Here is a 23,979-nt window from a genome sequence, read left to right as displayed (position 1 = left end):
ATCGCCGATCACGGGGGGAGCCGTTATATTGGCCGCCATGAAGAACCGGGCTCCGGGCGCAGTGCGTCCGCTCAAGTATGTGTCGACGCTGCTGCTGGCCCTGGCCAGCAGTTCCGCCATGGCCCTGGGCCTGGGCGATATCCGGGTGCTGTCCAAACCGGGCCAACCCTTGCTGGCCGAAATCCCGGTCATTTCCGCCGATCCGTCCGAGCTGGAAAACCTCCGCGTTGCGCTGGCCTCGCCGGCGACCTTCGCCCGGGTCGGGTTGGAACCGCCGTCCGGACTGGTCAGCGAGCTGCAGTTTGAGTTGACCCGCAATGCGCAGGGCCGCGCCGTGGTGCGCGTCAGCAGTCATGCGCCCGTGGCGACGCCCGCGTTGAATTTCCTGATCGAAGCCGATTGGGGGCAGGGCCGTCTGGTCCGTGAGTATTCCGCCCTGGTGGATGCGCCCAACAGCGCCGCCGCCGTGGCCGAGCCGGAGATCGTCGCCCCGGCGGGCGCGATGTCCAACGCCATCATCCGTGAGCCTGCGCCGGAGGCGGCAGCCGTCGCTGCGCCGCCGCGCCGTGCTGAACCCGCCGCCGCACCCCGGCCGGCCGCGCCGAGGGCTGCACAGGCCGCCCCGGCCGCGCCCGTCGCCGCCGACGGCAGCGTCACCGTCCAGCGCGGACAGACGCTCTCGCAGATCGCCGGTTCGCTGGCGCGCGAGCAGGGCATCAACCGCGACCAGGCGATGATCGCGCTGCTGCGGGCCAACCCCGAGGCCTTCATCCGTGGCAACGTGAACCTGCTCAAGCAGGGTGCGGTGCTGCGCACGCCGGGCGCCGATGGGCTTGCCCAGATCGATGCACAACAGGCTGCGGCGATTGTGCGCGAGCACACCGCGCAATGGCGGCAGTCGCGCGCTGCGATCCCGCAGCCCGCCGACAGCGGGGTGGCCGCCGCGCCGTCTCCGGCCCCGGCCGCACCGACCGCTGCTGGCCAGGGCGCACGCCTGGAAATCGCGCCGGCCGTCGCCGCCGCCGGCACCACCGCAGGCACAACCACCGGCACCGCTGCCGGCACCGAGGGCGACATGCTGGGTAACGAACAACTGCGACAGGCCAAGGAAGACGTCGCCACGCGCGATGCCGAGATCCAGGAACTGCGCGAACGCGTGGCCGAGCTGGAAAAGCTCAAGGCCCAGCAGCAATCCCTGATCACGATGAAGGACAACGATCTGGCCGCTGCGCAACAGCGCCTGGAGCAGGCACCCGGCACGCGTGACAGCGCCGGCGGTGGCTGGTACTGGTTGGGCCTGGTCGTGCTGCTGCTGGTGGTCGGTGGATGGGCGCTGGTACGCCGCCGCAAGCCATCGCCGCTGCCGCCGCTGTCGCGCGATGGGCTCGATGGCGCGGCATTGGCCGCGGCCGTCCCCGCAGCCGACTATGTGGACGAACTGGCCGCGCAGCAGGAGGACGCGCAGCGCGTGCCCGACGAAGAGACCGTTGCAGAGGCCGACGTCTACGCCGGGCTGCGCCGCGAGCCGGTCTTCCCGCTGGCGTCATCCACGCACGACGCCGATCCGCATGATGCCCTCGACGATCCTCGCTGGAGTGCTACCGCGACGGACGAAGCGCCGGTGTTGCCCGAGGTAGAGGCGACGGCGGCGTCTGCGTACAGCATCGAGGCCGACGCTCAGCATGTGAACGTAGACGATGCGCTGTTCCGCGAGCCGACGCCGCTGATCGAGCCGCCAGCGCATGCGCTGGAAGCTGCCGCGCAGCCGTCGTTCCGCGGCGTGTTCGAATTCCCCGATGAAACGGCCACTGCCGAACGTCCAGCAGTCGAAAGCGATGACACCCTCGCGGCCGACGCTGAGCCGGTGACTGCCGGCCATGACGTCACCCTCGATAGTGCCGACTCGGTCGCCGACAACGCGCCCACCGCGCCCACCGCGCCCACCGCGCCCATCGGCAGCCCCGGTCGTGATCGACTGGAACTGGCCATCGCCTACCTGGACCTCGGCGATGCCGAGACCGCGCGGACCCTGCTGCACGAAGTGGCCGTCGGCGCCGACCCGCACAGCCAGGCCGAGGCGCGCGAACTGCTGGCGCGACTGGGATGAGCGACGCCCGCCCGCTGGCCGCCCGCGAACGGCGCCTGGACTATGTCGAGTTCGCCTCGCGCGATCCCGCCGCCAGCCGCCACTTCTTCGAGCAGGTGTTCGGCTGGTCGTTCGTGGATTACGGCCCGGACTACACCGCCTTCGACGATGGCCGTTTCCAGGGCGGCTTCTTCCGCGCTGAGCCGCAGACGGCCTCCGCTGGCGGCGCGCCATTGCTGGTGATCTACGCCGATGATCTGCAGCCCATGCTCGAGGCCGTGCTGGCCCAGGGCGGGCAGATCATCAAACCGGTGTTCGCCTTCCCCGGTGGCAGCCGCTTCCAGTTCGTGGAGCCCGGCGGCAACGAGCTGGCCGTATGGTCCGAGCGCGACGCCGTCTGATGCACTACCCGGCGCCTGCGCCGGCCCCCCCAAACCATTGAGGTTCACCATGCGCTACGCACTGGGCGTGGAATACGACGGCAGCGAATTCAAAGGCTGGCAGCAGCTCGGTGAGAGCGGCTGCCCAAGCGTGCAGGCCAGCCTGCAGGATGCGCTGTCCTCGGTGGCCAATGCGCCGATCCAGGTCGTGTGTGCGGGGCGTACCGATGCCGGGGTGCACGGTGAATGCCAGGTCGTGCATTTCGATACCGATGTCGTGCGTGATCCGCGCAGCTGGATGCTGGGCACCACCACGCGCCTGCCGCGCTCCATCGCTGTGCGCTGGTGCGTACCGGTGGCCGACGAGTTCCATGCGCGCTTCGCCGCGCGCGCGCGCCGCTACCGCTACCGTCTGCTCAACCGCCAGGTCCGCCCGGCACTCTATCGGCAGACCCTGAGCTGGGAGCGCAGGCCGCTGGATGCCGAGCTGATGCACGCGGCCGGGCAGGCCCTGTTGGGTGAGAACGACTTCAGCGCCTTCCGCAGCGTGCAGTGCGAGGCCCTGCACGCGCGCCGGCACATGCAGTCGCTCTCGGTGACCCGTCAGGGCGAGGTCGTGGAGGTCGCCGTTCAGGCCAATGCATTCCTTCATCACATGGTGCGCAATATCGTCGGTTCATTGATCCTGGTCGGTTGTGGCGAGCAGCCGGTCGCGTGGATGGGGCAACTGCTGGCCGGGCGCGACCGCACCGTGGCCGGCCCGACCGCTCCGCCGCAGGGATTGGTCTTCGTTGGTCCCCTGTACCCCGACAACTGGCAGCTGCCTGCCGAGGTCACCTTATGAGCCGCTCCTTCTACCGCACCCGTATCAAGTTCTGCGGCATGACCCGTGCCGGCGATGTGCGCCTGGCCGGCGAGCTCGGCGTGGACGCCGTCGGCTTCATCTTCGCCCGCGAGAGCAAGCGCCGGGTCGCCCCGGCCGAGGCGCGCGCCATGCGCCAGGCGATCGCACCGATGGTGGACGTGGTGGCCCTGTTCCGCGACAACACCAAGGAAGAGGTGCGCGAAGTGCTGCGCACTGTGCGGCCGACCCTGCTGCAGTTCCACGGCGACGAAGACGAATCGTTCTGCCGCAGCTTCAACATGCCGTACCTGAAGGCCGTGGCGATGGGGGGCAAGGACGAGGTCAACGCCCGCCAGCTGCAGTTGCGCTACCCCAGCGCGGCCGGCTTCCTGTTCGACAGCCACGCCCCCGGTGGCGGCGGTGGCACGGGCGTGGCCTTCGACTGGACCCGCCTGCCGACCGGCCTGCACCGGCCCTTCCTGCTGGCCGGCGGGATCACCCCGGACAACGTGTTCGACGCGATCGTGGCCACGCTGCCGTGGGGTGTGGATGTGTCCAGTGGCATCGAATCCGAACCGGGCATCAAGGACGGCTACAAGATGCGCAAGTTCGTCGAAGAAGTGCGACGCGCCGACTGCCACGAAGCGGATTGATCCGCCCACCCTGGGCCTGGCACCCAGCACCCGGTAGTGCCGGCCGTTGGCCGGCAGCCTGATACACCCGCGCACTCACCCCTTCAGCTGCTCCTGCAGCCACCCGGCCAGCGCATCCACCCGCGGATCCGCCGCCCCCTCCGGCGTGGCCAGCACCCAAAACCCCCCGGTCGCGCCGAATCCCCAGGGTGCCAGCAGCCGGCCGGCGGCCAGCTCATCGGCCACGAGCGGTTCTGGCGCGATCGCCACGCCCAGTCCGGCGACCGCCGCTTCCAGCAGGTAATACAGATGCTCGAAGCCACTGCCCAGCTGCAGCTGTGCCGGCTCCAGCCCATGCGACAGGGCCCAGGCCGGCCACGCCTGCGGGCGTGAGGTCGTATGCAACAGCGATTCGCCCAACAAGGAGGGGGGCGGCTGATGCGCCAGCCGCGCGGCGGCCGGGTGCTGCGGACTCACCACCACGCCCACCCGCTCCGGCGCCAGCTCGCGCACCTGCCAGCCACGGGGCCACGGCGGCTGGGCGAGCAGCAGGACCGCATCCAGGCCCTGTTGCCCGGCGGTGAAGCTCCCGTCCTGGGCGGACCAATGCAGCGGCAGCTGGGGCAGGGCGGTCTGCAGCGCCTGCAGGCGGGGAATCATCCAGCGCGCCAGGATGCTGCCGCTGCAGCCGAGCACCAGCGCTTCGGGCCGCTGCTGGCGCTTGAGCGCCACCACCGCCTCGCGGATCTGCTCGAAGGCACCTTCGCAGGCGGCCTGCAGATCCTCGCCGGCGCGGGTCAGGCGCAGCCCACGCCCTTCGCGCTGGAACAACACGACGCCGAGGTGTTCCTCCAGCAGGCGCAGTTGGCGGCTGATCGCGCCATGGGTGACATGCAGTGCCTCGGCGGCACGGCCAACCCCGCCCAGCCGCGCGGCCGCTTCAAAGCTGCGCAGGGCATTGAGCGGGGGCAACGGTCCGTCGATCATGTGAGTTTTCCTGACAGGTCGTGGCAGATATTATCGATATTCCTGTCATGACAGGTGCGTTAAATTGGCAGCCTGTCTCCACCGGCTGTCGCGCTATGTCTGCTTCCCCCGTCTCCCCCATCGTCGATTTCCACGCCTACCCCGATGCCAACGGCCATTTCGGCCGCTATGGCGGGAGTTTCGTCGCCGAGACCCTGATCGGACCGTTGCAGGAACTGGCGGCCGCCTATGACCAAGCGCGGCGCGATCCGGCCTTCATCGCCGCCTACGACAAGGACCTGACCCACTACGTGGGCCGTCCCAGCCCGATCTATCACGCCGAGCGCCTCAGCCAGCAGGTCGGCGGCGCGCAGATCCTGCTCAAGCGCGAGGACCTGAACCACACCGGCGCGCACAAGATCAACAACACCATCGGCCAGGCGTTGCTCGCCGCGCGGATGGGCAAGACGCGCATCATCGCCGAGACCGGCGCCGGCCAGCACGGCGTGGCAAGTGCCACCGTGGCCGCCCGGCTGGGCCTGGAATGCGTGGTGTACATGGGTGCCACCGACATCGAACGGCAGAAGATCAACGTCTACCGCATGAAGCTGCTCGGGGCGACGGTGGTGCCGGTCACCTCCGGCTCGGCCACGCTCAAGGATGCACTCAACGAAGCGATGCGCGACTGGGTAACCAACGTGCGCGACACCTTCTACATCATCGGCACCGTCGCCGGCCCGGACCCGTACCCGCGCATGGTGCGTGACTTCAACGCGATCGTCGGCCGTGAAGCGCGCGCGCAGATGCTGACCGACTACGGCCGCCTGCCCGATGCGATCACCGCCTGCGTCGGTGGTGGCAGCAACGCAATCGGCCTGTTCCATGCCTTCCTCAACGACCGCGACGTGCGCATCGTCGGCGCCGAAGCCGCTGGCGACGGCATCGAGACCGGGCGCCATGCTGCCTCCATCGCGGCCGGTCGCCCGGGTGTGCTGCACGGCAACCGCACCTATGTGATCTGCGACGATGACGGCCAGATCACCGAAACCCATTCGGTCTCGGCCGGCCTGGATTATCCGGGCGTCGGCCCGGAGCATGCGTTCCTGGCCGATGCCGGCCGCGCCGAGTATGTCGGTATCACCGATGACGAAGCGCTGGCTGCGTTCCACCAGTTGGCCCACAGCGAAGGCATCCTGGCCGCGCTGGAATCCAGCCATGCGGTGGCCCAGGCGATCAAGATCGCGCGCGATCTGCCGCGCGACAAGCTGGTGCTGTGCAACCTGTCCGGCCGTGGCGACAAAGACGTGCACACCATCGCTGCCCGCGAGGGTCTCGTTCTGTGAATCCGCTGCTGCGCCAGGGAAGTGCGCTGCTGATGGTGGTCGGCCTGACCGGCTGCGCGCCGCCGGATCCGCCGGTGTTGCCGGCCCCTGCCGCGCCTCTGGGCGCGGTGGCGCCGGCGCGGCAGCTGGCGAGCAATGACGATGACATTGCCAACCGCCCGATCGAGGACGCGCCGGAACCGCCCAAGGCTGCCGATGCGCCCGTTGTGGATGACGCTGCGCCGTCGGTAGTCTCGGTCGCGCTGGATCATGCCGGCGATGTGGTGATCGGGCAGCGCTTCACCGAGCTCGCCGCCGATGGCCCGTGGCATTCGGCCGGCCTGAGCGAAGGCGAGCCCAGCGGCGCCTGCGAGTACTACGAGCGTGGCAACCTGCCCGAAGGCGTCTCGATGATGGTCGAGGATGACCACGTGCAGCGCTTCGAGCTGGCCCCGATCGAGGAATCCTACGAGGCCATCACCCAGCCGGGGCCGTTCGGGCTGCGCCTGGGCATGACGCTGGATGAAGCGCTCAAGCGTCTGCCGCCCGGCAGTACGCGCGCACCGCATGCCTATGACCCGGAAACGGGCGAGTACCTGACCTGGCAGGACCCCGGTTCGGATCTGGCGATCCGGCTGGAGATCTTCGACGGGGTGATATCGAAGCTGTACTGGGGCGCCAGTGGCGCCGTTGAACTGATTGAAGGATGTGCCTGAGATGTCCGTGGACCGTATCGATGCCTGTTTTGCCCGCCTGCGCGATGAGCGCCGCAAGGCGCTGATCCCCTTCATCACCGCCGGCGATCCAGGCCTGGAGGCTACCGTGCCGGTGATGCATGCACTGGCCGCCGCCGGTGCGGACGTGATCGAGCTCGGGGTGCCGTTCTCCGACCCGATGGCCGACGGCCCGACCATCCAGCGCAGCTCCGAGCGTGCGCTGGCCCGTGGGGCAGGGTTGCGCTATGTGCTGGAAACCGTCGCCGCGTTCCGCAAGGACGACGCCACTACCCCGGTGGTGCTGATGGGCTACCTCAACCCGGTCGAGATCCACGGCACGGCCCGCTTCGCGCAGTCCGCCATCGCCGCCGGCGTGGACGGCATCCTGCTGGTCGATCTGCCGCCGGAAGAAGCGGCAGAAACCCGCGAGATCTTCACCGCGGCCGGCCTGGCGCTGATCCTGCTGGCTTCGCCGACGACCGCCGATACCCGCCTGGATACGCTGTCCGCGATGGCCCAGGGCTACCTGTATTACGTCAGCTTCGCCGGCGTGACCGGCGCGTCCGAACGCCTGGACAGCAGTGCGGCCAGTGCCCGCCTGCGCGACCTGCGCCGCCGCTCCAGCGTGCCGGTGGTGGCCGGCTTCGGGATCAAGGATGCGGCCAGTGCCGCGGCCATGGCCGTGGAGGCCGATGGCGTGGTGGTAGGCAGTGCGCTGGTGGCTGCACTGGGTGAGGCGCCCGACGCCACGGCTGCGGCAGCAACCGCGCAGGCATTCCTCACGCCGCTGCGACGTGCCCTCGACGCCGCCTGAAGCACGTAAACGTACGTACCAGAATGGTTTACGTCAGCCCCCCGGCAACCGCCGGGGGGTGCCCGAGCATGGAAACGGTGAGCTAGACTGTCCGCCTTTGCGGCCCCCGGGCCGCCCTGAACGGAAGTAGCATCCCGCATGAGTTGGCTCAGCAAGTTGATGCCGTCTGGCATCCGCACCGACAACGTCCCCAGCAAAAAGCGCAGCGTCCCCGAGGGCCTGTGGGAGAAGTGCAGCAGCTGCGGCAGCGCGCTCTACCGTCCTGAGCTGGAAGAGAACCTGGAAGTCTGCCCCAAGTGTGGCCATCACATGGCCATCCGCGCGCGTGCGCGCCTGGCCGCGCTGTTCGATGCGGACAGCACCACCGAGATCGGTGCGCGCCTGGGGCCGACGGACCTGCTCAAGTTCAAGGACCAGAAAAAGTACAGCGAGCGCATCAAGGCCTCGCAGAAGAACACCGGCGAGTACGACGCACTGATCGCCATGCAGGGCCTGATGAAGGGCCGCCCGCTGGTTGCCTCGGCCTTCGATTTCGCCTTCATGGGCGGCTCGATGGGCTCGGTGGTCGGTGAGCGTTTCTCGCTGGCTGCGGAAAAGGCGCTGGAGATCGGCGCGCCCTACGTGTGCTTCTCCGCCAGTGGCGGCGCGCGCATGCAGGAAGGCCTGTTCTCGCTGATGCAGATGGCCAAGACCTCGGCCGCGCTGGGTCGCCTGCGCGATGCCGGCCTGCCGTACATCTCGGTGCTGACCCATCCGACCACCGGTGGCGTGTCGGCCTCGTTCGCGATGCTGGGTGATATCAACATCGCCGAGCCGCAGGCACTGATCGGTTTCGCCGGCCCGCGCGTGATCGAGCAGACCGTGCGCGAAAAGCTGCCGGAAGGCTTCCAGCGCTCGGAGTTCCTGCTCGAGCACGGTGCGATCGATCAGATCTGCGACCGCCGCGAGATGCGTGACCGCCTGTCGGAGATCCTGGCCATGCTGGCGCGTCAGCCCGCACCCGCACCGGATGCGGCGGCCTGATGGCGTCGCGCAAGTATTTCGGCACCGACGGCATCCGCGGCAAGGTCGGTGAGGGCGTCATCTCCGCCGATTTCGTGCTGCGCCTGGGCAATGCGCTCGGGCGTGCGCTGACCGAGCGCAACGGGCACCGCCCGGTGGTGGTGATCGGCAAGGACACCCGTATCTCCGGCTACATGTTCGAAGCCGCATTGGAAGCCGGGCTGGTCGCCGCCGGCGCCGATGTGCAGCTGCTCGGCCCGATGCCGACGCCGGCGGTAGCCTTCCTCACCCGCACCCTCGGTGCGGATGCGGGTATCGTCATCAGCGCCTCGCACAACCCGCACTACGACAACGGCATCAAGTTCTTCTCCGCCGATGGCGAGAAGCTCGATGACGCCACCGAGCTGGCGCTGGAAGCCGCGCTCGATGCGCCGTTCACCACGGTCGAGTCCGAGCGGCTGGGCAAGGCCATGCGTGCCCGCGATGCGGTTGGCCGCTATATCGAATTCTGCAAGGCCAGCGTGCCGCGCGGGTTCGATCTGCGCGGGCTGAAGATCGTGCTCGACTGCGCGCACGGTGCTACGTACCACGTCGCCCCGCTGCTGTTCCGCGAGATGGGCGCGGAGGTGATCAGCATCGGCGATGCGCCCAACGGCCTGAACATCAACGATGGCGTCGGCTCGATGCACATCGACAATCTCGCTGCGAAAGTGCGTGAGGTTGGGGCCGATTTCGGTATCGCCTTCGACGGCGACGGCGACCGCGTGCTGATGGCCGATGACCAGGGCAATCCGGTCGATGGCGATGATCTGCTGTTCGTGCTGGCCCAGGCCTGGCAGCGCAGTGGGCGCCTGCATGGTCCGGTGGTCGGTACGCTGATGACCAACTTCGGCCTGGAGCAGGCACTGGAACGGCTGAACATCCCGTTCCAGCGCAGCAACGTCGGCGACCGCTACGTGCATCAGGCCCTGGTGGAAAACAATGGCGTGCTCGGCGGCGAAGCCTCCGGTCACCTGTTGTGCCTGGATCGCGCCACCACCGGTGATGCGATCGTCAGCGCGCTGCAGGTGCTGGAAGTGCTGCGCCGTGACGGGACCTCGCTGCGCCAGGCGCTGTCGGTGCTCAACAAGGTGCCGCAGAAGACCGTCAACGTGCGTCTGCAGGGCGCGGCCAAGGCGACCGTGCAGGCCGAGAGCGTGCAGGCCGCGCTGGCGGCTGCGCAGCAGGCAGTGAAAGGGCGTGGGCGTGCGTTCCTGCGCCCCTCGGGCACCGAGCCGGTGGTGCGCGTCACCGTCGAGGCCGACAGCGCCGAGCTGATGCAGTCCACGCTGGACAGCCTCTCGGCAGCGGTGAAGGCAGCTGCCGCGGCCTGAGCCGGGCAGGGATGCCGGAAACTGAAAACGCCCCGGGAGACCGGGGCGTTTTCGTTGCAGCGGCGTGGTGCGTTACGGCCCCGCCACCATCTTCTTCTTCTTCGCCTTGAAGCGATTGAACAGGGGTGCGATCAACGGGTGGTAACTGTAGGCGATGCGCTTGCGCAGCCAGCTCGCCGGCCGGTTGCGGATCGCGAACCGATAGATGTGCCCCGGATCGCCGCCGACCACGTTGCGGCCGAACGGATGCGTGGTATGCAGGTAGTTGAAGCCCTGCGCCCGTGCGATCTGCACGTAGTCCTCGTCGAAATCGCCGTACGGCCAGCACAGCGTGTCCGAGACCGTTCCCAGCTGCTGCTGCAGCACTTCGCGTGCCACCGAGAGGTCGCCGCTGATGCCTTGGCGCTTGTGCTCGCGGGAGATATCCTGCTTGAGCCAGCGCGTGTGCGTGTGGGTATGGCAGTGCACCTCGAACGTGCCGGCGGCGATCATCGCGCGCGCTTCGCTCCAGCGCATCATCACCTCGTCCGGGCGGTTCTCGCGCAGGATCGCCGCCTCGCAGCCGCGATGGTCCGGCGTTGCGGGCAGGGTGGCGCCGGCCTGGCCGGCATGCGGGCGGACATCGCCTTCGCCCATCCAGCCGGTGACCACGAACACGACCGCGTGCATGCCGTACTTGGCCAGGATCGGGTGCGCGTACACCCAGTTGTCCAGGTAGCCGTCATCGAAGGTGATCACGATCGACTTGGCGGGGGTCGGCTTGCCAGCGAGGAAGCCTGCGTACTGGTCCAGCGTCAGCGAGGTCCAGCCGTTGGCCGCCAGCCAGGCGATCTGGCTTTCGAAGTTCTCCGGCGACACCGTGATCATCCCCGGAGAGGGGGAGACATGGTGGTGCATCAGCACCGGGACGGATCTAGCGTTGGCCATGGCCCAGTTCCTTCAACCACTGGTGGTAATAGTGTTCGGTCGCTTCAGTGTGACCGGTCGGGGTGAAACGGTGGGCGCTGCGCATCCACTCCCAGCCCGCCAGGCCCATCTGCTGGCGGCGGTCGGGCTGCTCGATCAGGGTGCGCAGTGCGTTGGTCAACGCAGCCTGATCGCCCAGCGGTGCGAGCAGGGCGTTGCTGCCTTCCACCACCATCTCCGGCACGCCGCCCACGCGCGTGGCGACGATCGGCACGCCGACGTACGCAGCTTCGAGAAACACCGTGCCGGCTGCCTCCTTGTGGGTAGCGAGAGCGAAGATATCGAAACCGGTCATCAGCCGGCAAGCGCCCTGGCGGTAGCCCAGCAAGTGCACCTGGGCGGCGATGCCGAGCTGCTCGCGCAGGGCGATCAGGCGGTCCATCACCGGCTGGCCGTCGCCGACGATCACCAGCTGCACGCGCGCATCGGCGCGGCACAGCGGCGCCATGGCCTGCAGCAGTTCCAGGTGGCCCTTGGGCTCGCGCAGCACCGCGACGCAGCCGACCACGATCTGTTCGTCGTTGAAGCCCAGCTCCGCGCGCACGTCCGCGCGGGTGTCCTGCAGGCACTGCCAAGGATCGCGCTTGGCGATCTGCGACCACTGCGGCGGTACTGCGATCGGCGGGACGATGCCGACGTGCGCGTCCTCGATGCCGCGGCTGACCATCAGCTTCTTCACGAAACTGCTCACCGTCATCACCCGGTGGGGCAGGCCGGTGTAGGTCAGCAGCGAGTTGATCGGGCTCATCAGGTGGCGCGAGCGCACCACCAGTGGCGTGCCGCCCAGGCGTGCGCCGGCAGCGGCGATCAGGCTGTCGCGGCGGCTGGTGGTGTTGACCACGTCGTAGCCTTGGCGGCGCACCAGGCGCGAGACTGACCAGATCCCCCGCAGCATGCGCAGCAGGCCGCCCATTTTCAGCGCGTGGACGGTGAAGCCGGCTTCGCGCGCCATCTCGCCCAGGCGGGCGCCGGGCTGGCAGAGCAGGGAGACGTCATGGCCGCGCTCGCGCATGGCCAGCATGTGGCGATAGATGTAGATCTCCTGCCCGCCAAATCCCTTGGCAGCCTCGGTATGGAGAATTTTCAGTGGCACGTTCATCGGTGGACAGTCCATGTGTGGAAAAGCGCCCGTGGCATGCGCGGGCGGCCATCGTCATTGCCTGCGGGATCGCGCCAGCGCATCCCATGCGCTGTGCGGTGCCGTGGGTGGAGGGTCATGCGGGTCCATTGGCCACACGCTGGGCCCTGCCGGCGTGAGCCAGCGCAACGCCGTCGGCGATGAGGGGAGGGCAGGGCATCCATGAGGCGGACCGGGCGACGCTGGGAGTAAAGGGGGGCGGCGCGTGAGCGTCGCCGTTAGCCCGTTCTGGCCGTCTGGGCGCGCGCATTGTATCGGTTTGTATCAATGTATCGGTGGCGGGGTTGGCCCGTTCTGGCACAATGTTCAGCCGGGCCACAGCTGGCCCACCGACCACCATGAACAAGCAGGAATCGCTGTGAGCCAGATCCCCACCCTCGATATCACCCGTTTTGACACCGACCGCGACGCGTTCGTGGCCGAGCTGGGTGCGGCCTACCGCGAATGGGGCTTTGCTGGCATCCGCAACCACGGCATTCCGCAGGCCGACATCGACGCCGCGTATGAGGTCTTCAAGGCCTTCTTCGCGTTGCCGGAAGAGACCAAGCGCCAGTACCACGTGCCCGGCAGCGGCGGCGCGCGCGGCTACACCGCCTTCGGCGTGGAGACCGCCAAGGGTTCGCAGCACTTCGATCTGAAGGAGTTCTGGCACATCGGTCGTGAGATCCCGGACGACTCCAAGTACCGTGACGTGATGGCCCCGAACCTGTGGCCGAGCGAGGTCCCGGACTTCCGTGAACGCGGCTACGCCATCTACCAGGCGCTGGACAAGCTGGGTTCGCGCGTCCTGTCGGCGCTGGCCCTGCACATTGGCCTGCCGGAGGATTTCTTCGCCGACAAGACCAACAACGGCAACTCGATCCTGCGTCCGATCCACTACCCGCCGATCACCGCGGAGAACATCCCGAACGTGCGCGCCGGTGCCCATGGCGACATCAACTTCATCACGCTGCTGGTCGGCGCCAGCGCCGCCGGCCTGGAAGTGCAGTCGCACGAGGGCAAGTGGGTGCCGTTCACCTCGGACGCGGACACCATCGTGGTCAACATCGGCGACATGCTGCAGCGCCTGACCAACCATGTGTATCCCTCGACGATCCACCGCGTGGTCAATCCCCCGGGCGAGCAGGCGCGCCAGCCGCGTTATTCGGTGCCGTTCTTCCTGCACCCGAACCCGGATTTCCTGATCGACGTGCTGCCGACCTGCATCACCCCGGAAAACCCGAGCCGCTACCCGGAGCCGATCACCGCCCACGGCTTCCTGGAAGAGCGCCTGCGCGAGATCAAGCTGAAGTAAGCGATCCTACCGGAGCAAGAACGAAGGCCGCCGAAAGGCGGCCTTCTTCGTTTCGTGTATTGCCTGCCTCTGGCTGGCTCCAAACATTGCTGCCCTGGTTGCATTTGGCTATTCGCTGCCCCGTGTTGGGCGAGCGCTGCCATGCCCAGCCGGGACGCGCCGTAAACCCGTCCATGGGGGCTCGACGTGCGCCATCCATGGCGCCCGACGGTCCCGGCTGGGCATGGCAGCGCTCGCCCCGACAGATTGCCTCGCCGGAGAGCAGGGCAGATTCAACGCCGACCCACCGCGTCTTAGCCGTCCCATGCAAGCCGACACACTGTCAGAGGGTGGGCGTGGGTGGGTTGGCGGGACCGTTATGCGCCATGGAAGGCGCATCTCGAGCCCCCATGGGTGAGAGCGCATTGCTTGCGAGGCACTGCCTCGCATGCGTTCGAACGCACAGCCGCCAGCGGCTGGGCCGGGCCGCGGAGCGGGGTTTACGGCGTGTCCCGCCAACCCACCCACGCCCGCCCAGTCCGGGCACGTCCACCGGCCCCGTCGCCCTTGCTTTTGACTTGGGGCCGCAACGAAAAATAAATATCCAATTGAAATGTAAGCGTTTTCTCGCCAACGCCATTTCGTTGCATCCGTTATCATGGCCGGCTGATACCCAAAGGAGCCCCCGCCATGCGCCGCAAGATCGTCGCCGGTAACTGGAAGCTGCACGGCAGCCGCCAATTCGCCACCGACCTGGTCAGTGACCTGGTTGCCGACCTCCCACTGCAGGGCGTCGAAGTCGTGGTCCTGCCGCCGCTCCCATACCTGGGCGAACTGGTCGAAGCCTTCGAAGGGCGCGCCGTCGCCTTTGGCTCCCAGGATGTCAGCAGCAACGAAAAGGGCGCCTACACCGGCGAAGTCTCGGCCACCATGTTGGCTGAAGTCGGTGCCCGCTATGGCCTGGTCGGCCACTCCGAACGCCGCCAGTACCATGCCGAAAGCAGTGAGCTGGTCGCGCGCAAGTTCGCCGCCGCCCTGCATGCCGGCCTGACCCCCATCCTGTGCGTGGGCGAAACCCTCGAACAGCGCGAGGCCCATCAGACCGAGGCGGTCATCGCCGCCCAGCTCGCCCCGGTGCTGGAACTGGTCGGCGCCGCCGGCTTCGCCCAGGCTGTAGTCGCCTATGAGCCGGTCTGGGCCATCGGTACCGGCCGGACCGCCTCCAAGGAGCAGGCCCAGCAGGTCCACGCGTTCATCCGTGGCGAAGTGGCCAAGCTCGATGCTAGAATTGCGGATTCACTGTCGATCCTCTATGGCGGCAGCGTGAAGCCCGACAACGCCGCGGAACTGTTCGCACAGCCCGATGTCGATGGTGGGCTGGTGGGCGGCGCCTCCCTGGTGGCCGCGGACTTCCTTGCCATCGCTGCCGCGGCGGCGGGGCGCTAATTAGTTACGTTGTCGGCCCAACCGCCGGCACGACATGTCCGAGGACGGATTCGAAATGCTGATGTTGATCCTCAATGTGGTCTACGTGCTGGTCGCAGTGGCCATGATCGCGCTCATCCTGATGCAGCGTGGTTCCGGCGCGGCCGCAGGGTCGGGTTTCGGTGCCGGTGCCTCGGGCACTGTGTTCGGCGCGCGTGGCGCGTCCAACTTCCTGTCCAAGTCGACCAAGTGGCTGGCCGTGGTGTTCTTCGGTATCAGCCTCTTCATGGCCTGGTACGCCAGCCATGGCTCGCGCCCGGCGGCGCAGCAGGATCTGGGTCTGATGTCGGCGCCGGCCGCCACTGCGCCGGCCGCACCGGCAGGCGAGCTTCCGGTCGTGCCGAAGGCCCCGGAAACCCCGTCGCAGCAGCCTGTTCCGTCGGCCACTGTGCCGGCTCAGGCGGAAACGCCGAAATCTGGTGAAGAAAAGCCTTCGGAAGGCACCCAGACTCGCTGAAGACGGTTACAATATGCGGCGCACTGGAGAACAACCGGTGCGATCGTAAGCCCAGGTGGCGGAATTGGTAGACGCACTACCTTGAGGTGGTAGCGACGAGAGTCGTAGGGGTTCGAGTCCCCTCTTGGGCACCATTTGTTTGTAAGCGGGTTCGTCTGGCGCGCAAAGCGCCAGGTAGCGGTATCCGTCCACTCCCCCATGCCAAAGCGCCTGCAGGCGCAGCGGCAGAGGCAAGAGAGAATCGCTGTGCTGGCCGAATATTTGCCGTCTCTGCTGTTTCTGATCGTTGCCACCGGTATCGGCGTTGCGCTGATGCTGGTTGGCCGATTCCTCGGTCCCCGACGTCCTGATCTTAAAAAGCTCTCGCCGTACGAATGCGGCTTCGAGGCTTTCGAGGACGCGCGCATGAAGTTCGATGTGCGCTACTACCTGATCGCGATTCAGTTCATCGTATTTGATCTGGAAATCATCTTCATCGTGCCGTGGACCCAGGTCTTCATGGAACTGGGCGCACGTTCGCTGGTCACGATGGGCCTCTTCGTAGGCATGCTTTTCCTCGGTTTCATTTACGTCTGGAAGAAGGGAGCGCTGGAATGGGAGTAATTCAGACGCTCGACGGCCTGATGAACAACCCGGTCCCGGAAGGGCGGGTCGATGACATCCTGCGCCCCGAAGGCGACAACCCCCTGCTCGAAAAGGGCTACGTGACCACCAGCGTCGATGCGCTGTTGAATTGGGCGCGTACCGGTTCGATGTGGCCGATGACCTTTGGTCTGGCCTGCTGCGCAGTGGAAATGATGCACGCCGGTGCGGCGCGTCTGGATCTTGACCGTTACGGTGTGGTGTTCCGCCCGTCGCCGCGTCAGTCCGACGTGATGATCGTGGCCGGCACCCTGGTCAACAAGATGGCTCCGGCCCTGCGCAAGGTCTATGACCAGATGCCGGACCCGAAGTGGGTCATCTCGATGGGCAGCTGCGCCAACGGTGGCGGCTACTACCACTACTCCTATGCAGTAGTGCGTGGCTGTGACCGCGTGGTGCCGGTGGACATCTATGTCCCCGGCTGCCCACCTACCGCCGAAGCGCTGGTGTACGGGATCCTGCAGTTGCAGAAGAAGATCTGGCGTACGCAGACCATCGCCCGCTGACATCCCTCCTGACAAGAGCACGCCAAGCCCCCATGGCAGAGCAAGCACATTCCTTCATCGACCGACTTTCCGCACGTTTCGCAGGTGCGCAGGTCTTCGTGGTCGAACCCCGCGGCGAAGTGACGCTGGAAGTGCCCGCCGCTGACTGGCATGCCGCCGCTCTGGCGCTGCGCGACGAATTCGGTTTCGAGCAGGCGGTTGACCTGTGCGGCCTGGACTACCTCGGCTATGGCAGCGACGAATGGGATACGGCCGATGTGTCGTCCCAGGGCTTCAGCCGTGGCGTGGAGGGCAAGTCCGTCGGCCGTTTCGCCTGGGGTGAATTCCCCACCCGCGAAACCAGCGATGGCGCCCAGCCGCAGCCGATCCCGCTGCAGCGTTTCGCCGTGGTTACCCAGCTGCGTTCCTACCAGCACAACCTCACGATGCGCATCCGTTGCTTTGCGCCGAACGAGGAGCTGCCGGTGGTCGCGTCGTTGACCAACATCTGGCCAGGCCTGAACTGGTTCGAGCGCGAAGCGTTCGATCTGTTCGGCGTGATCTTCGAAGGTCACCCGGACCTGCGCCGGATCCTGACCGACTACGGTTTCGTCGGGCACCCGTTCCGCAAGGATTTCCCGCTGATCGGCAACGTCGAAGTGCGCTACGACGAAGAGAAGCAGCGCGTGATCTACGAGCCGGTAACCTCGGTCGAGCCGCGCGTCGGCGTGCCGCGTGTCATCCGTGACGACGCCCGTTTCCAGACCGCTGCCGGCGAAAGCGCGCAGACGGAGGCAAGCAAGTGAGTGAATTCCACCAGGCCAGCCAGGCCTTTGCGAGCAATCCGGCCGAACTCCGGCAGGAGATCCGCAACTACACGATGAACTTCGGCCCGCAGCATCCGGCCGCGCACGGTGTGCTGCGCCTGATCCTGGAAATGGACGGCGAAACCATCATGCGTGCCGACCCCCACGTGGGCCTGCTGCACCGTGGTACCGAAAAGCTGGCCGAGTCCAAGCCGTTCAACCAGTCGATCGGCTACATGGATCGCCTGGATTACGTGTCGATGATGTGCAACGAGCACGCCTATGTGCGCGCGATCGAAACCCTGATGGGGATCGAGGCGCCCGAGCGTGCCCAGTACATCCGCACCATGTTCGACGAAATCACCCGCATCCTGAATCACCTGATGTGGTTGGGGTCCAACGCGCTCGATCTGGGCGCGATGGCGGTCATGCTGTACGCCTTCCGCGAGCGCGAAGAGCTGATGGACTGCTATGAAGCGGTCTCCGGCGCGCGCATGCATGCGGCGTATTACCGTCCGGGCGGCGTCTACCGCGACCTGCCGGACCACATGCCCAAGTACAAGGAATCGCGCTGGCACAAGGGCAAGGCCCTGAAGAACCTCAACGCCTCGCGCGAAGGTTCGCTGCTGGATTTCCTGGAGAACTTCACCGTTGAATTCCCCCAGCGCGTCGACGAATACGAAACCCTGCTGACCGACAACCGTATCTGGAAGCAGCGTACGGTCGGCATCGGCGTGGTCACCCCGGAACTGGCCCATGCCTGGGGCATGACCGGCGTGATGCTGCGCGGCTCGGGCATTGCCTGGGATCTGCGCAAGAAGCAGCCGTATGCCAAGTACGACGCGGTCGAGTTCGACATCCCGCTCGGCAAGGAAGGTGACTGCTACGACCGTTACCTGTGCCGCGTGGCCGAGATGCGCGAATCCAACCGCATCATCAAGCAGTGCGTGACCTGGCTGAAGGCCAATCCGGGTCCGGTCATGGTCAAGAACTTCAAGGTCGCGCCGCCCAGCCGCGAAGACATGAAGGACGACATGGAAGCGCTGATCCATCACTTCAAGCTGTTCAGTGAAGGCTACTGCGTCCCGGCCGGCGAAACCTACGCCGCCGTCGAAGCGCCCAAGGGCGAGTTCGGCTGCTACCTGATGTCCGATGGTGCCAACAAGCCGTTCCGCGTGCATCTGCGCGCGCCGGGCTTCGCCCATCTGTCCTCGATCGACTCGATCGTGCGCGGGCACATGCTCGCCGACGTGGTGGCCATGATCGGCACCTACGATCTGGTGTTCGGCGAGGTGGACCGGTGATCGCATCCGCTTGCACGACGCCTGACACCCGCCGGCTGCTGCCGGCGCTGCAGGCTCTGGTTTTTAACGATTTCGTATTCGCTGAGGTCGGCCGATGAAGGCGACAGGTAATTTCGAGGCGGCGCGTGACGTCGACCCGATGGTGGTCTTGAATGACAAGACCCGTGCGCACATCGATCACTGGCTGGCCAAGTTCCCGCCGGATCGCAAGCGCTCGGCTGTCCTGCAGGGCCTGCACGCCGCACAGGAACAGAATGCGGGCTGGCTGACCGACGAGCTGATCGCCGGCGTCGCCAAGTACCTGGATCTGCCGCCGGTGTGGGCCTACGAGGTCGCCAGCTTCTACTCGATGTTCGAACTGGAGAAGGTCGGCCGCCACAACGTCGCCTTCTGCACCAACATCAGCTGCTGGTTGAACGGTGCCGAAGACCTGGTCGCGCACGCCGAGAAGAAGCTCGGGTGCAAGACCGGTCAGTCCACCGCCGATGGCCGCATCTACCTCAAGCGCGAAGAAGAATGCCTGGCCGGTTGCGCCGGTGCGCCGATGATGGTCATCAATGGCCATTACCACGAGCGCCTGACCGTCGAGAAAGTCGACGAGCTGCTGGACGGGTTGGAGTAAGACATGGCACATCATCACGCACCCAGTGGTCCGGTCGGTCCCGCACCGTTGCCGCACCAGGTGGTCTACACCACCCTGCATTACGACACTCCGTGGTCGTATGAAAGCTACCTCAAGACCGGCGGCTACGCTGCCCTGCGCAAGATCCTCGAAGAGAAGATCTCGCCGGAGCAGGTCATCGAGATGGTCAAGCAGTCCAACCTGCGCGGCCGTGGCGGCGCGGGCTTCCCGACCGGCCTGAAGTGGTCCTTCATGCCCAAGGGCACCATGCAGAAGTACATCCTGTGCAACTCGGATGAATCCGAGCCGGGGACCTGCAAGGACCGCGACATCCTGCGTTACAACCCGCATTCGGTGGTGGAAGGCATGGCGATCGCCTGCTACGCCACCGGCTCGACCGTGGGCTACAACTACCTGCGTGGTGAGTTCCACCACGAGCCGTTCGAGAACTTCGAGCAGGCCCTGGCCGACGCATACGCGAACGGCTGGCTGGGCAAGGACATCCTCGGCAGCGGCGTGGACATCGACATCTACGGTGCGCTGGGTGCCGGCGCCTACATCTGCGGCGAAGAAACCGCGCTGATGGAATCGCTGGAAGGCAAGAAGGGCCAGCCGCGCTACAAGCCGCCGTTCCCGGCCAACTTCGGCCTGTACGGCAAGCCGTCGACGATCAACAACACCGAGACCTATGCCTCGGTGCCGGCGATCATCCGCAACGGCCCGGAATGGTTCGCAGGCCTGAGCCTGACCAAGAACGGCGGTCCGAAGATCTTCTCGGTCTCCGGTTGCGTGCAGAAGGGTGGCAACTTCGAAGTGCCGCTGGGCACCACCTTCGACGACCTGCTGGAAATGGCCGGTGGTCTGAAGCCGGGCCGCACGCTCAAGGGCGCGGTCCCGGGCGGCGTTTCGATGCCGGTGCTGAAGGCTGAAGAGCTCAAGGGCCTGCAGATGGACTACGACACCCTGCGTGCCCTGGGCACCGGTCTGGGGTCGGGCGCCATCGTGGTGCTGGATGACAGCGTCTGCTGCGTCAAGTTCGCCTGCCGCATCAGCCAGTTCTTCCACAAGGAATCCTGCGGGCAGTGCACCCCGTGCCGTGAAGGCACCGGCTGGATGCACCGCGTGCTGGAGCGCATCGTCGCCGGCAAGGCCACGATGGAAGACCTGCATCAATTGAAGACGGTGGCCGGCCAGATTGAAGGCCACACCATCTGCGCGTTCGGTGAAGCGGCGGCATGGCCCATCCAGGGCTTCCTGCGCCAGTTCTGGGACGAATTCGAGTACTACATCGTCAACGGTCATTCGATGGTTGACGGCAAGAAGGTGGAGGCAGCCGCCGCATGAGCGCGCAACCCGTAAACCCGAGCGTGCCACCGGATCATGTGACCGTCGAAATCGACGGCCAGTCCCTGGTCGTGCCCAAGGGCTCGATGATCATCCAGGCCGCCGACAAGGCGGGCATTCCGATCCCGCGCTTCTGCTACCACGAGAAGCTGCCGATCGCCGCCAACTGCCGCATGTGCCTGGTCGACGTGGAAAAGTCGCCCAAGCCGGCGCCGGCCTGCGCCACGCCCGTCATGGATGGCATGAAGGTCGCCACCCGCAGTGAAAAGGCGCTGAAGTTCCAGCGCTCGGTGATGGAATTCCTGCTGATCAACCATCCGCTGGACTGCCCGATCTGCGATCAGGGCGGCGAGTGCGAGCTGCAGGACGTTTCGCTGGGCTATGGCCGTTCGGTCAGCCGCTTCAACGAGCGCAAGCGCGTGGTGCCCGACGAGGACATCGGTCCGCTGGTCGCCACCGAAATGACCCGCTGCATCCAGTGCACCCGCTGCGTCCGCTTCACGGCCGACGTTGCCGGTACTTACGAGCTGGGTGGCATGTACCGCGGTGAGAACCTGCAGATCGGCACCTACGACGGCAAGCCGCTGACCACCGAGCTGTCCGGCAACGTGGTCGACGTCTGCCCGGTCGGTGCGCTGACCAACAAGGTGTTCCAGTTCCGCGCCCGTCCGTGGGAACTGACCGCGCGCGAATCGCTGGGCTACCACGACGCGATGGGCTCGAACCTGTTCCTGCACGTGCGCCGCGGCGAAGTACTGCGCGTGGTGCCGCGCGACAACGAGTCGGTCAACGAATGCTGGCTGTCCGATCGCGACCGCTATTCGCACCAGGGCCTGTACAGCGAAGACCGTGCGGTCAAGCCGCTGCGCAAGGTCAATGGCGAGTGGAAGGAAGTGAGCTGGGCCGAAGGCCTGGCCGCGGCCAAGGAGATCTTCGCCGCCCACCAGGGTGACGACCTCGGCGTGCTGGTGCACCCGTCGGCCTCGAACGAGGAGGGTGCACTGCTGGCCCGTCTCGCCGCCGGCCTGGGCACCACGAACATCGATCACCGCATCAACAACCGCGATTTCTCCGACGCCGCCACCGCCGAAGTCTTCGGCCTGCCGCTGGCCGAGATCGAAGGCGCGGACAGCATCGTCGTGCTCGGCAGCAACATCCGCCACGAGCTGCCGCTGCTGCATGCCCGCCTGCGCAAGGCGCAGACCACGCGCAACGCGAAGATCCACGCCGTCAACCCGGTGGACTTCGATTTCGCCTTCAAGCTGGCCAGCAAGCAGATCGTCGCCCCGTCGGCCTTCATCGACGCACTGGGCAACGCCGCGCTGCGTGACGCCGTGAAGGGCGCGAGCAACGCCGTGCTGATCGTCGGTGGCATCGCCGAAAACCACCCGCAGGCCGCCGCGATCCGCGCCGCTGCGCGTGATTTCGCCGCCGCGACCGGTGCCAAGCTGTGCCGCATCCCGCAGGGCGCCAATGCCGTGGGTCTGACCCGCGCCGGCGTGCTGCCGGCCGGCAAGGACGTCAACGCCATGCTGGCCCAGCCGCGCAAGGCCTATGCGATCTACGGCATCGAGCCGGGCCTGGACTTCGCCGCCGCCGCCGCTGCCCGCAAGGCACTGGCCGGTGCGCAGGTGGTGGCTTTCAGCCAGTTTGCCTGTGCCTCGACCCGCGATGTCGCCGACGTGATCCTGCCGATCGGTGCACTGCCGGAAGTGGATGCCACCCTGACCAACCTCGATGGTCGCGAGCAGTCGGCCCGTGCCGGCGGCAAGCTGCCGGGCGAGGCGCGTGAAGGCTGGCGCGTGCTGCGTGCACTGGGCGGCGAGATGTCGCTGGCCGGTTTCGAGTTCACCGATCTGGCCGGCCTGCGCGCCAGCCTGGCACCGGTCAGCGTCACCGTCTCGTCCTCGGCGGCAATGCCGGTGGCAGGCGAGGGCCTGGAAGTGACCTCGACCGCCGCGATCTACCGCACCGATGCGGTGGTCCGTCGCGCCCAGGCACTGCAGTCGCATCCGCTCAACACCGCCCCGCGCATCGTGCTCAACGCCGACGACGCTGCCCGCCTGCAGTTGGTGGAAGGCCAGATGGCCAAGGTCGGCACCGATGCCGGCCGCGCCACCCTGCCGGTGGTGGTCGACGCCCGCGTTGCGGCCGGGTCGGTCTGGATTGAATCGGGCCACGGTGCAACCGCACCGCTGGGTGCCGCACGCGTAACGGTGGTGGCTGCATGAACGAATTGCTGTTGAACGCGGTTGACCCGCTGCACCAGTGGCTGCTGTCACTGGGCGACATCGGCGCGCTGCTCTGGATCATCCTGAAGATCCTGGTGATCGCCATGCCGGTGATCATCTCGGTGGCCTTCTACGTGGTCTGGGAGCGCAAGCTGATCGGCTGGATGCACGTGCGTCATGGCCCGATGTATGTCGGCATGGGCATCTTCCAGGCCTTCGCCGACGTCTTCAAACTGCTGTTCAAGGAGATCATCCAGCCGAGCAGCTCGCACAAGGCGATGTTCATCCTTGCGCCGCTGATCACGCTGGGCCCGGCCTTCGCGGCCTGGTCGGTGATTCCCTTCGACGCACAGATCGTGCTGTCCAACGCCAACGCCGGTCTGCTGTACCTGTTGGCAATGACCTCGCTGGGCGTGTACGGCATCATCCTGGCCGGTTGGGCCTCCAACTCGAAGTACGCGTTCCTGGGTGCCATGCGCGCCTCGGCGCAGATGATCAGCTACGAAATCGCGATGGGCTTTGCCCTGGTCGGCGTGATGATCGCCTCGGGCAGCCTCAACCTGAGCAGCATCGTGATGGCGCAGGCGGGCAACTCCGGTCTGTTCGACTGGTTCCTGCTGCCGCTGTTCCCGTTGTTCATCGTGTACTGGGTGTCCGGCGTCGCCGAAACCAACCGCGCGCCGTTCGACGTCGTGGAAGGTGAATCGGAAATCGTGGCCGGCCACATGGTCGAATACTCCGGTGGTGCATTCGCGCTGTTCTTCCTGGCCGAATACGCCAACATGATCCTGATCAGCTTCCTGATCTCGATCTTCTTCCTCGGTGGTTGGCTGAGCCCGCTCCAGGGCTGGATCACGGCAGACATCTCGCCGTGGATCGACTGGATCTGGAAGGGCGGCTGGCCGTGGCTGCTGCTGAAGGTCTTCTTCTTCGCCAGCTCCTACATCTGGTTCCGTGCCAGCTTCCCGCGCTTCCGTTACGACCAGATCATGCGTCTGGGCTGGAAGGTCTTCATCCCGCTCACCATCTTCTGGATTGCAGTGACGGCGTTGATGGTGTTTTACGGCGTGATCCAGAAGGGCGTCTAAGCG

At 66.6% G+C, this 23,979-nt stretch carries 23 protein-coding genes and 1 tRNA gene; 21 read left to right on the top strand and 3 right to left on the bottom strand.

The window, feature by feature from the left end; all coding sequences use genetic code 11:
• Positions 1 to 37: 37 nt before the first annotated feature.
• From AC1DIQ_RS02385 to AC1DIQ_RS02370, 4 genes are read left to right on the top strand one after another with little or no spacing between them, the layout of a single operon-like run.
• Positions 38 to 2,107 (top strand): motility hub landmark protein FimV, encoded by a 2,070-nt coding sequence (locus AC1DIQ_RS02385; RefSeq protein ID WP_478049388.1) that lies wholly within the window; start codon positions 38 to 40, stop codon positions 2,105 to 2,107.
• On the top strand, positions 2,104 to 2,487 hold the full coding sequence (locus tag AC1DIQ_RS02380; RefSeq protein ID WP_121038459.1) for a VOC family protein: 384 nt from the start codon (positions 2,104 to 2,106) through the stop codon (positions 2,485 to 2,487). The genes AC1DIQ_RS02385 and AC1DIQ_RS02380 overlap by 4 nt, the downstream gene beginning before the upstream one ends.
• A 49-nt stretch (positions 2,488 to 2,536) precedes the next feature.
• The gene (gene truA / locus AC1DIQ_RS02375; protein WP_121038456.1) at positions 2,537 to 3,310 is read left to right on the top strand and encodes a tRNA pseudouridine(38-40) synthase TruA; all 774 of its coding nucleotides are present in this window, start codon (positions 2,537 to 2,539) and stop codon (positions 3,308 to 3,310) included.
• Positions 3,307 to 3,963, top strand: coding sequence for a phosphoribosylanthranilate isomerase (locus tag AC1DIQ_RS02370; protein ID WP_088433287.1), 657 nt, complete (start codon positions 3,307 to 3,309; stop codon positions 3,961 to 3,963). The genes truA and AC1DIQ_RS02370 overlap by 4 nt, the downstream gene beginning before the upstream one ends.
• 75 nt (positions 3,964 to 4,038) lie before the next feature.
• Here AC1DIQ_RS02370 and AC1DIQ_RS02365 read toward each other — a convergent pair whose 3' ends face one another.
• A complete protein-coding gene (locus AC1DIQ_RS02365; RefSeq protein ID WP_478049387.1) occupies positions 4,039 to 4,929 on the bottom strand; it encodes a LysR family transcriptional regulator in 891 nt (296 codons plus the stop codon).
• A 95-nt stretch (positions 4,930 to 5,024) separates the two neighbouring features.
• Here AC1DIQ_RS02365 and trpB point away from each other — a divergent pair, with 95 nt between their 5' ends.
• The 5 genes from trpB to glmM all read left to right on the top strand — a co-directional run bounded on the left by trpB (position 5,025) and on the right by glmM (position 10,135).
• A complete protein-coding gene (trpB, locus tag AC1DIQ_RS02360) occupies positions 5,025 to 6,251 on the top strand; it encodes a tryptophan synthase subunit beta (protein WP_121038450.1) in 1,227 nt (408 codons plus the stop codon).
• Complete coding sequence (locus tag AC1DIQ_RS02355; RefSeq protein WP_478049386.1) at positions 6,248 to 6,946, top strand: hypothetical protein; 699 nt, start codon at positions 6,248 to 6,250, stop codon at positions 6,944 to 6,946. Before trpB ends, AC1DIQ_RS02355 begins: the two co-directional genes overlap by 4 nt.
• Before the next feature lies 1 nt (position 6,947).
• Positions 6,948 to 7,760: a tryptophan synthase subunit alpha gene (gene trpA / locus AC1DIQ_RS02350; RefSeq protein WP_121038444.1), complete on the top strand. Its 813-nt coding sequence runs from the start codon at positions 6,948 to 6,950 to the stop codon at positions 7,758 to 7,760.
• 138 nt (positions 7,761 to 7,898) lie between these two features.
• Positions 7,899 to 8,783: an acetyl-CoA carboxylase, carboxyltransferase subunit beta gene (accD, locus tag AC1DIQ_RS02345; RefSeq protein ID WP_019182669.1), complete on the top strand. Its 885-nt coding sequence runs from the start codon at positions 7,899 to 7,901 to the stop codon at positions 8,781 to 8,783.
• A complete protein-coding gene (gene glmM, locus AC1DIQ_RS02340) occupies positions 8,783 to 10,135 on the top strand; it encodes a phosphoglucosamine mutase (protein ID WP_121038441.1) in 1,353 nt (450 codons plus the stop codon). Before accD ends, glmM begins: the two co-directional genes overlap by 1 nt.
• Positions 10,136 to 10,207: 72 nt before the next feature.
• On the opposite strand, the gene AC1DIQ_RS02335 is transcribed toward glmM, so the two are convergent.
• Entirely contained in the window at positions 10,208 to 11,062 is an 855-nt protein-coding gene (locus AC1DIQ_RS02335; RefSeq protein ID WP_121038438.1) for a polysaccharide deacetylase family protein, read from the bottom strand.
• Positions 11,049 to 12,200, bottom strand: coding sequence for a glycosyltransferase family 4 protein (locus AC1DIQ_RS02330; RefSeq protein WP_121038436.1), 1,152 nt, complete (start codon positions 12,198 to 12,200; stop codon positions 11,049 to 11,051). Before AC1DIQ_RS02330 ends, AC1DIQ_RS02335 begins: the two co-directional genes overlap by 14 nt.
• A 397-nt stretch (positions 12,201 to 12,597) precedes the next feature.
• Here AC1DIQ_RS02330 and AC1DIQ_RS02325 point away from each other — a divergent pair, with 397 nt between their 5' ends.
• The 12 genes from AC1DIQ_RS02325 (at position 12,598) to nuoH (ending at position 23,976) form a co-directional block, all read left to right on the top strand.
• Entirely contained in the window at positions 12,598 to 13,533 is a 936-nt protein-coding gene (locus AC1DIQ_RS02325; RefSeq protein WP_121038433.1) for an isopenicillin N synthase family dioxygenase, read from the top strand.
• Between the two features lie 669 nt (positions 13,534 to 14,202).
• Positions 14,203 to 14,958: a triose-phosphate isomerase gene (gene tpiA, locus AC1DIQ_RS02320; protein ID WP_121038430.1), complete on the top strand. Its 756-nt coding sequence runs from the start codon at positions 14,203 to 14,205 to the stop codon at positions 14,956 to 14,958.
• A 55-nt stretch (positions 14,959 to 15,013) separates the two neighbouring features.
• Positions 15,014 to 15,454 (top strand): preprotein translocase subunit SecG, encoded by a 441-nt coding sequence (gene secG, locus AC1DIQ_RS02315; protein ID WP_478049385.1) that lies wholly within the window; start codon positions 15,014 to 15,016, stop codon positions 15,452 to 15,454.
• A gap of 49 nt (positions 15,455 to 15,503) precedes the next feature.
• A tRNA-Leu gene (locus AC1DIQ_RS02310) sits at positions 15,504 to 15,588 on the top strand.
• A gap of 112 nt (positions 15,589 to 15,700) precedes the next feature.
• Positions 15,701 to 16,057: an NADH-quinone oxidoreductase subunit A gene (locus tag AC1DIQ_RS02305; protein ID WP_026069699.1), complete on the top strand. Its 357-nt coding sequence runs from the start codon at positions 15,701 to 15,703 to the stop codon at positions 16,055 to 16,057.
• Positions 16,048 to 16,602, top strand: a complete 555-nt coding sequence (locus tag AC1DIQ_RS02300; RefSeq protein WP_019182677.1) for a NuoB/complex I 20 kDa subunit family protein — start codon at positions 16,048 to 16,050, stop codon at positions 16,600 to 16,602. Before AC1DIQ_RS02305 ends, AC1DIQ_RS02300 begins: the two co-directional genes overlap by 10 nt.
• A gap of 32 nt (positions 16,603 to 16,634) precedes the next feature.
• Complete coding sequence (locus AC1DIQ_RS02295; protein WP_478049384.1) at positions 16,635 to 17,387, top strand: NADH-quinone oxidoreductase subunit C; 753 nt, start codon at positions 16,635 to 16,637, stop codon at positions 17,385 to 17,387.
• A complete protein-coding gene (locus AC1DIQ_RS02290) occupies positions 17,384 to 18,691 on the top strand; it encodes an NADH-quinone oxidoreductase subunit D (protein ID WP_478049383.1) in 1,308 nt (435 codons plus the stop codon). Before AC1DIQ_RS02295 ends, AC1DIQ_RS02290 begins: the two co-directional genes overlap by 4 nt.
• 94 nt (positions 18,692 to 18,785) lie before the next feature.
• Positions 18,786 to 19,313, top strand: coding sequence for an NADH-quinone oxidoreductase subunit NuoE (nuoE, locus tag AC1DIQ_RS02285; protein ID WP_121038421.1), 528 nt, complete (start codon positions 18,786 to 18,788; stop codon positions 19,311 to 19,313).
• Between the two features lie 3 nt (positions 19,314 to 19,316).
• The gene (gene nuoF / locus AC1DIQ_RS02280) at positions 19,317 to 20,657 is read left to right on the top strand and encodes an NADH-quinone oxidoreductase subunit NuoF (protein ID WP_123730636.1); all 1,341 of its coding nucleotides are present in this window, start codon (positions 19,317 to 19,319) and stop codon (positions 20,655 to 20,657) included.
• On the top strand, positions 20,654 to 22,888 hold the full coding sequence (gene nuoG, locus AC1DIQ_RS02275; protein ID WP_478049382.1) for an NADH-quinone oxidoreductase subunit NuoG: 2,235 nt from the start codon (positions 20,654 to 20,656) through the stop codon (positions 22,886 to 22,888). The genes nuoF and nuoG overlap by 4 nt, the downstream gene beginning before the upstream one ends.
• Complete coding sequence (gene nuoH / locus AC1DIQ_RS02270) at positions 22,885 to 23,976, top strand: NADH-quinone oxidoreductase subunit NuoH (RefSeq protein ID WP_121038412.1); 1,092 nt, start codon at positions 22,885 to 22,887, stop codon at positions 23,974 to 23,976. Before nuoG ends, nuoH begins: the two co-directional genes overlap by 4 nt.
• The last annotated feature ends 3 nt before the right edge of the window (positions 23,977 to 23,979 follow it).

This window comes from Stenotrophomonas sp. 05L413 (genome assembly GCF_056397945.1).
The sequence above is the reverse complement of the archived record's forward strand: the minus strand, read 5'-3'. Positions and strand labels throughout refer to the sequence as shown.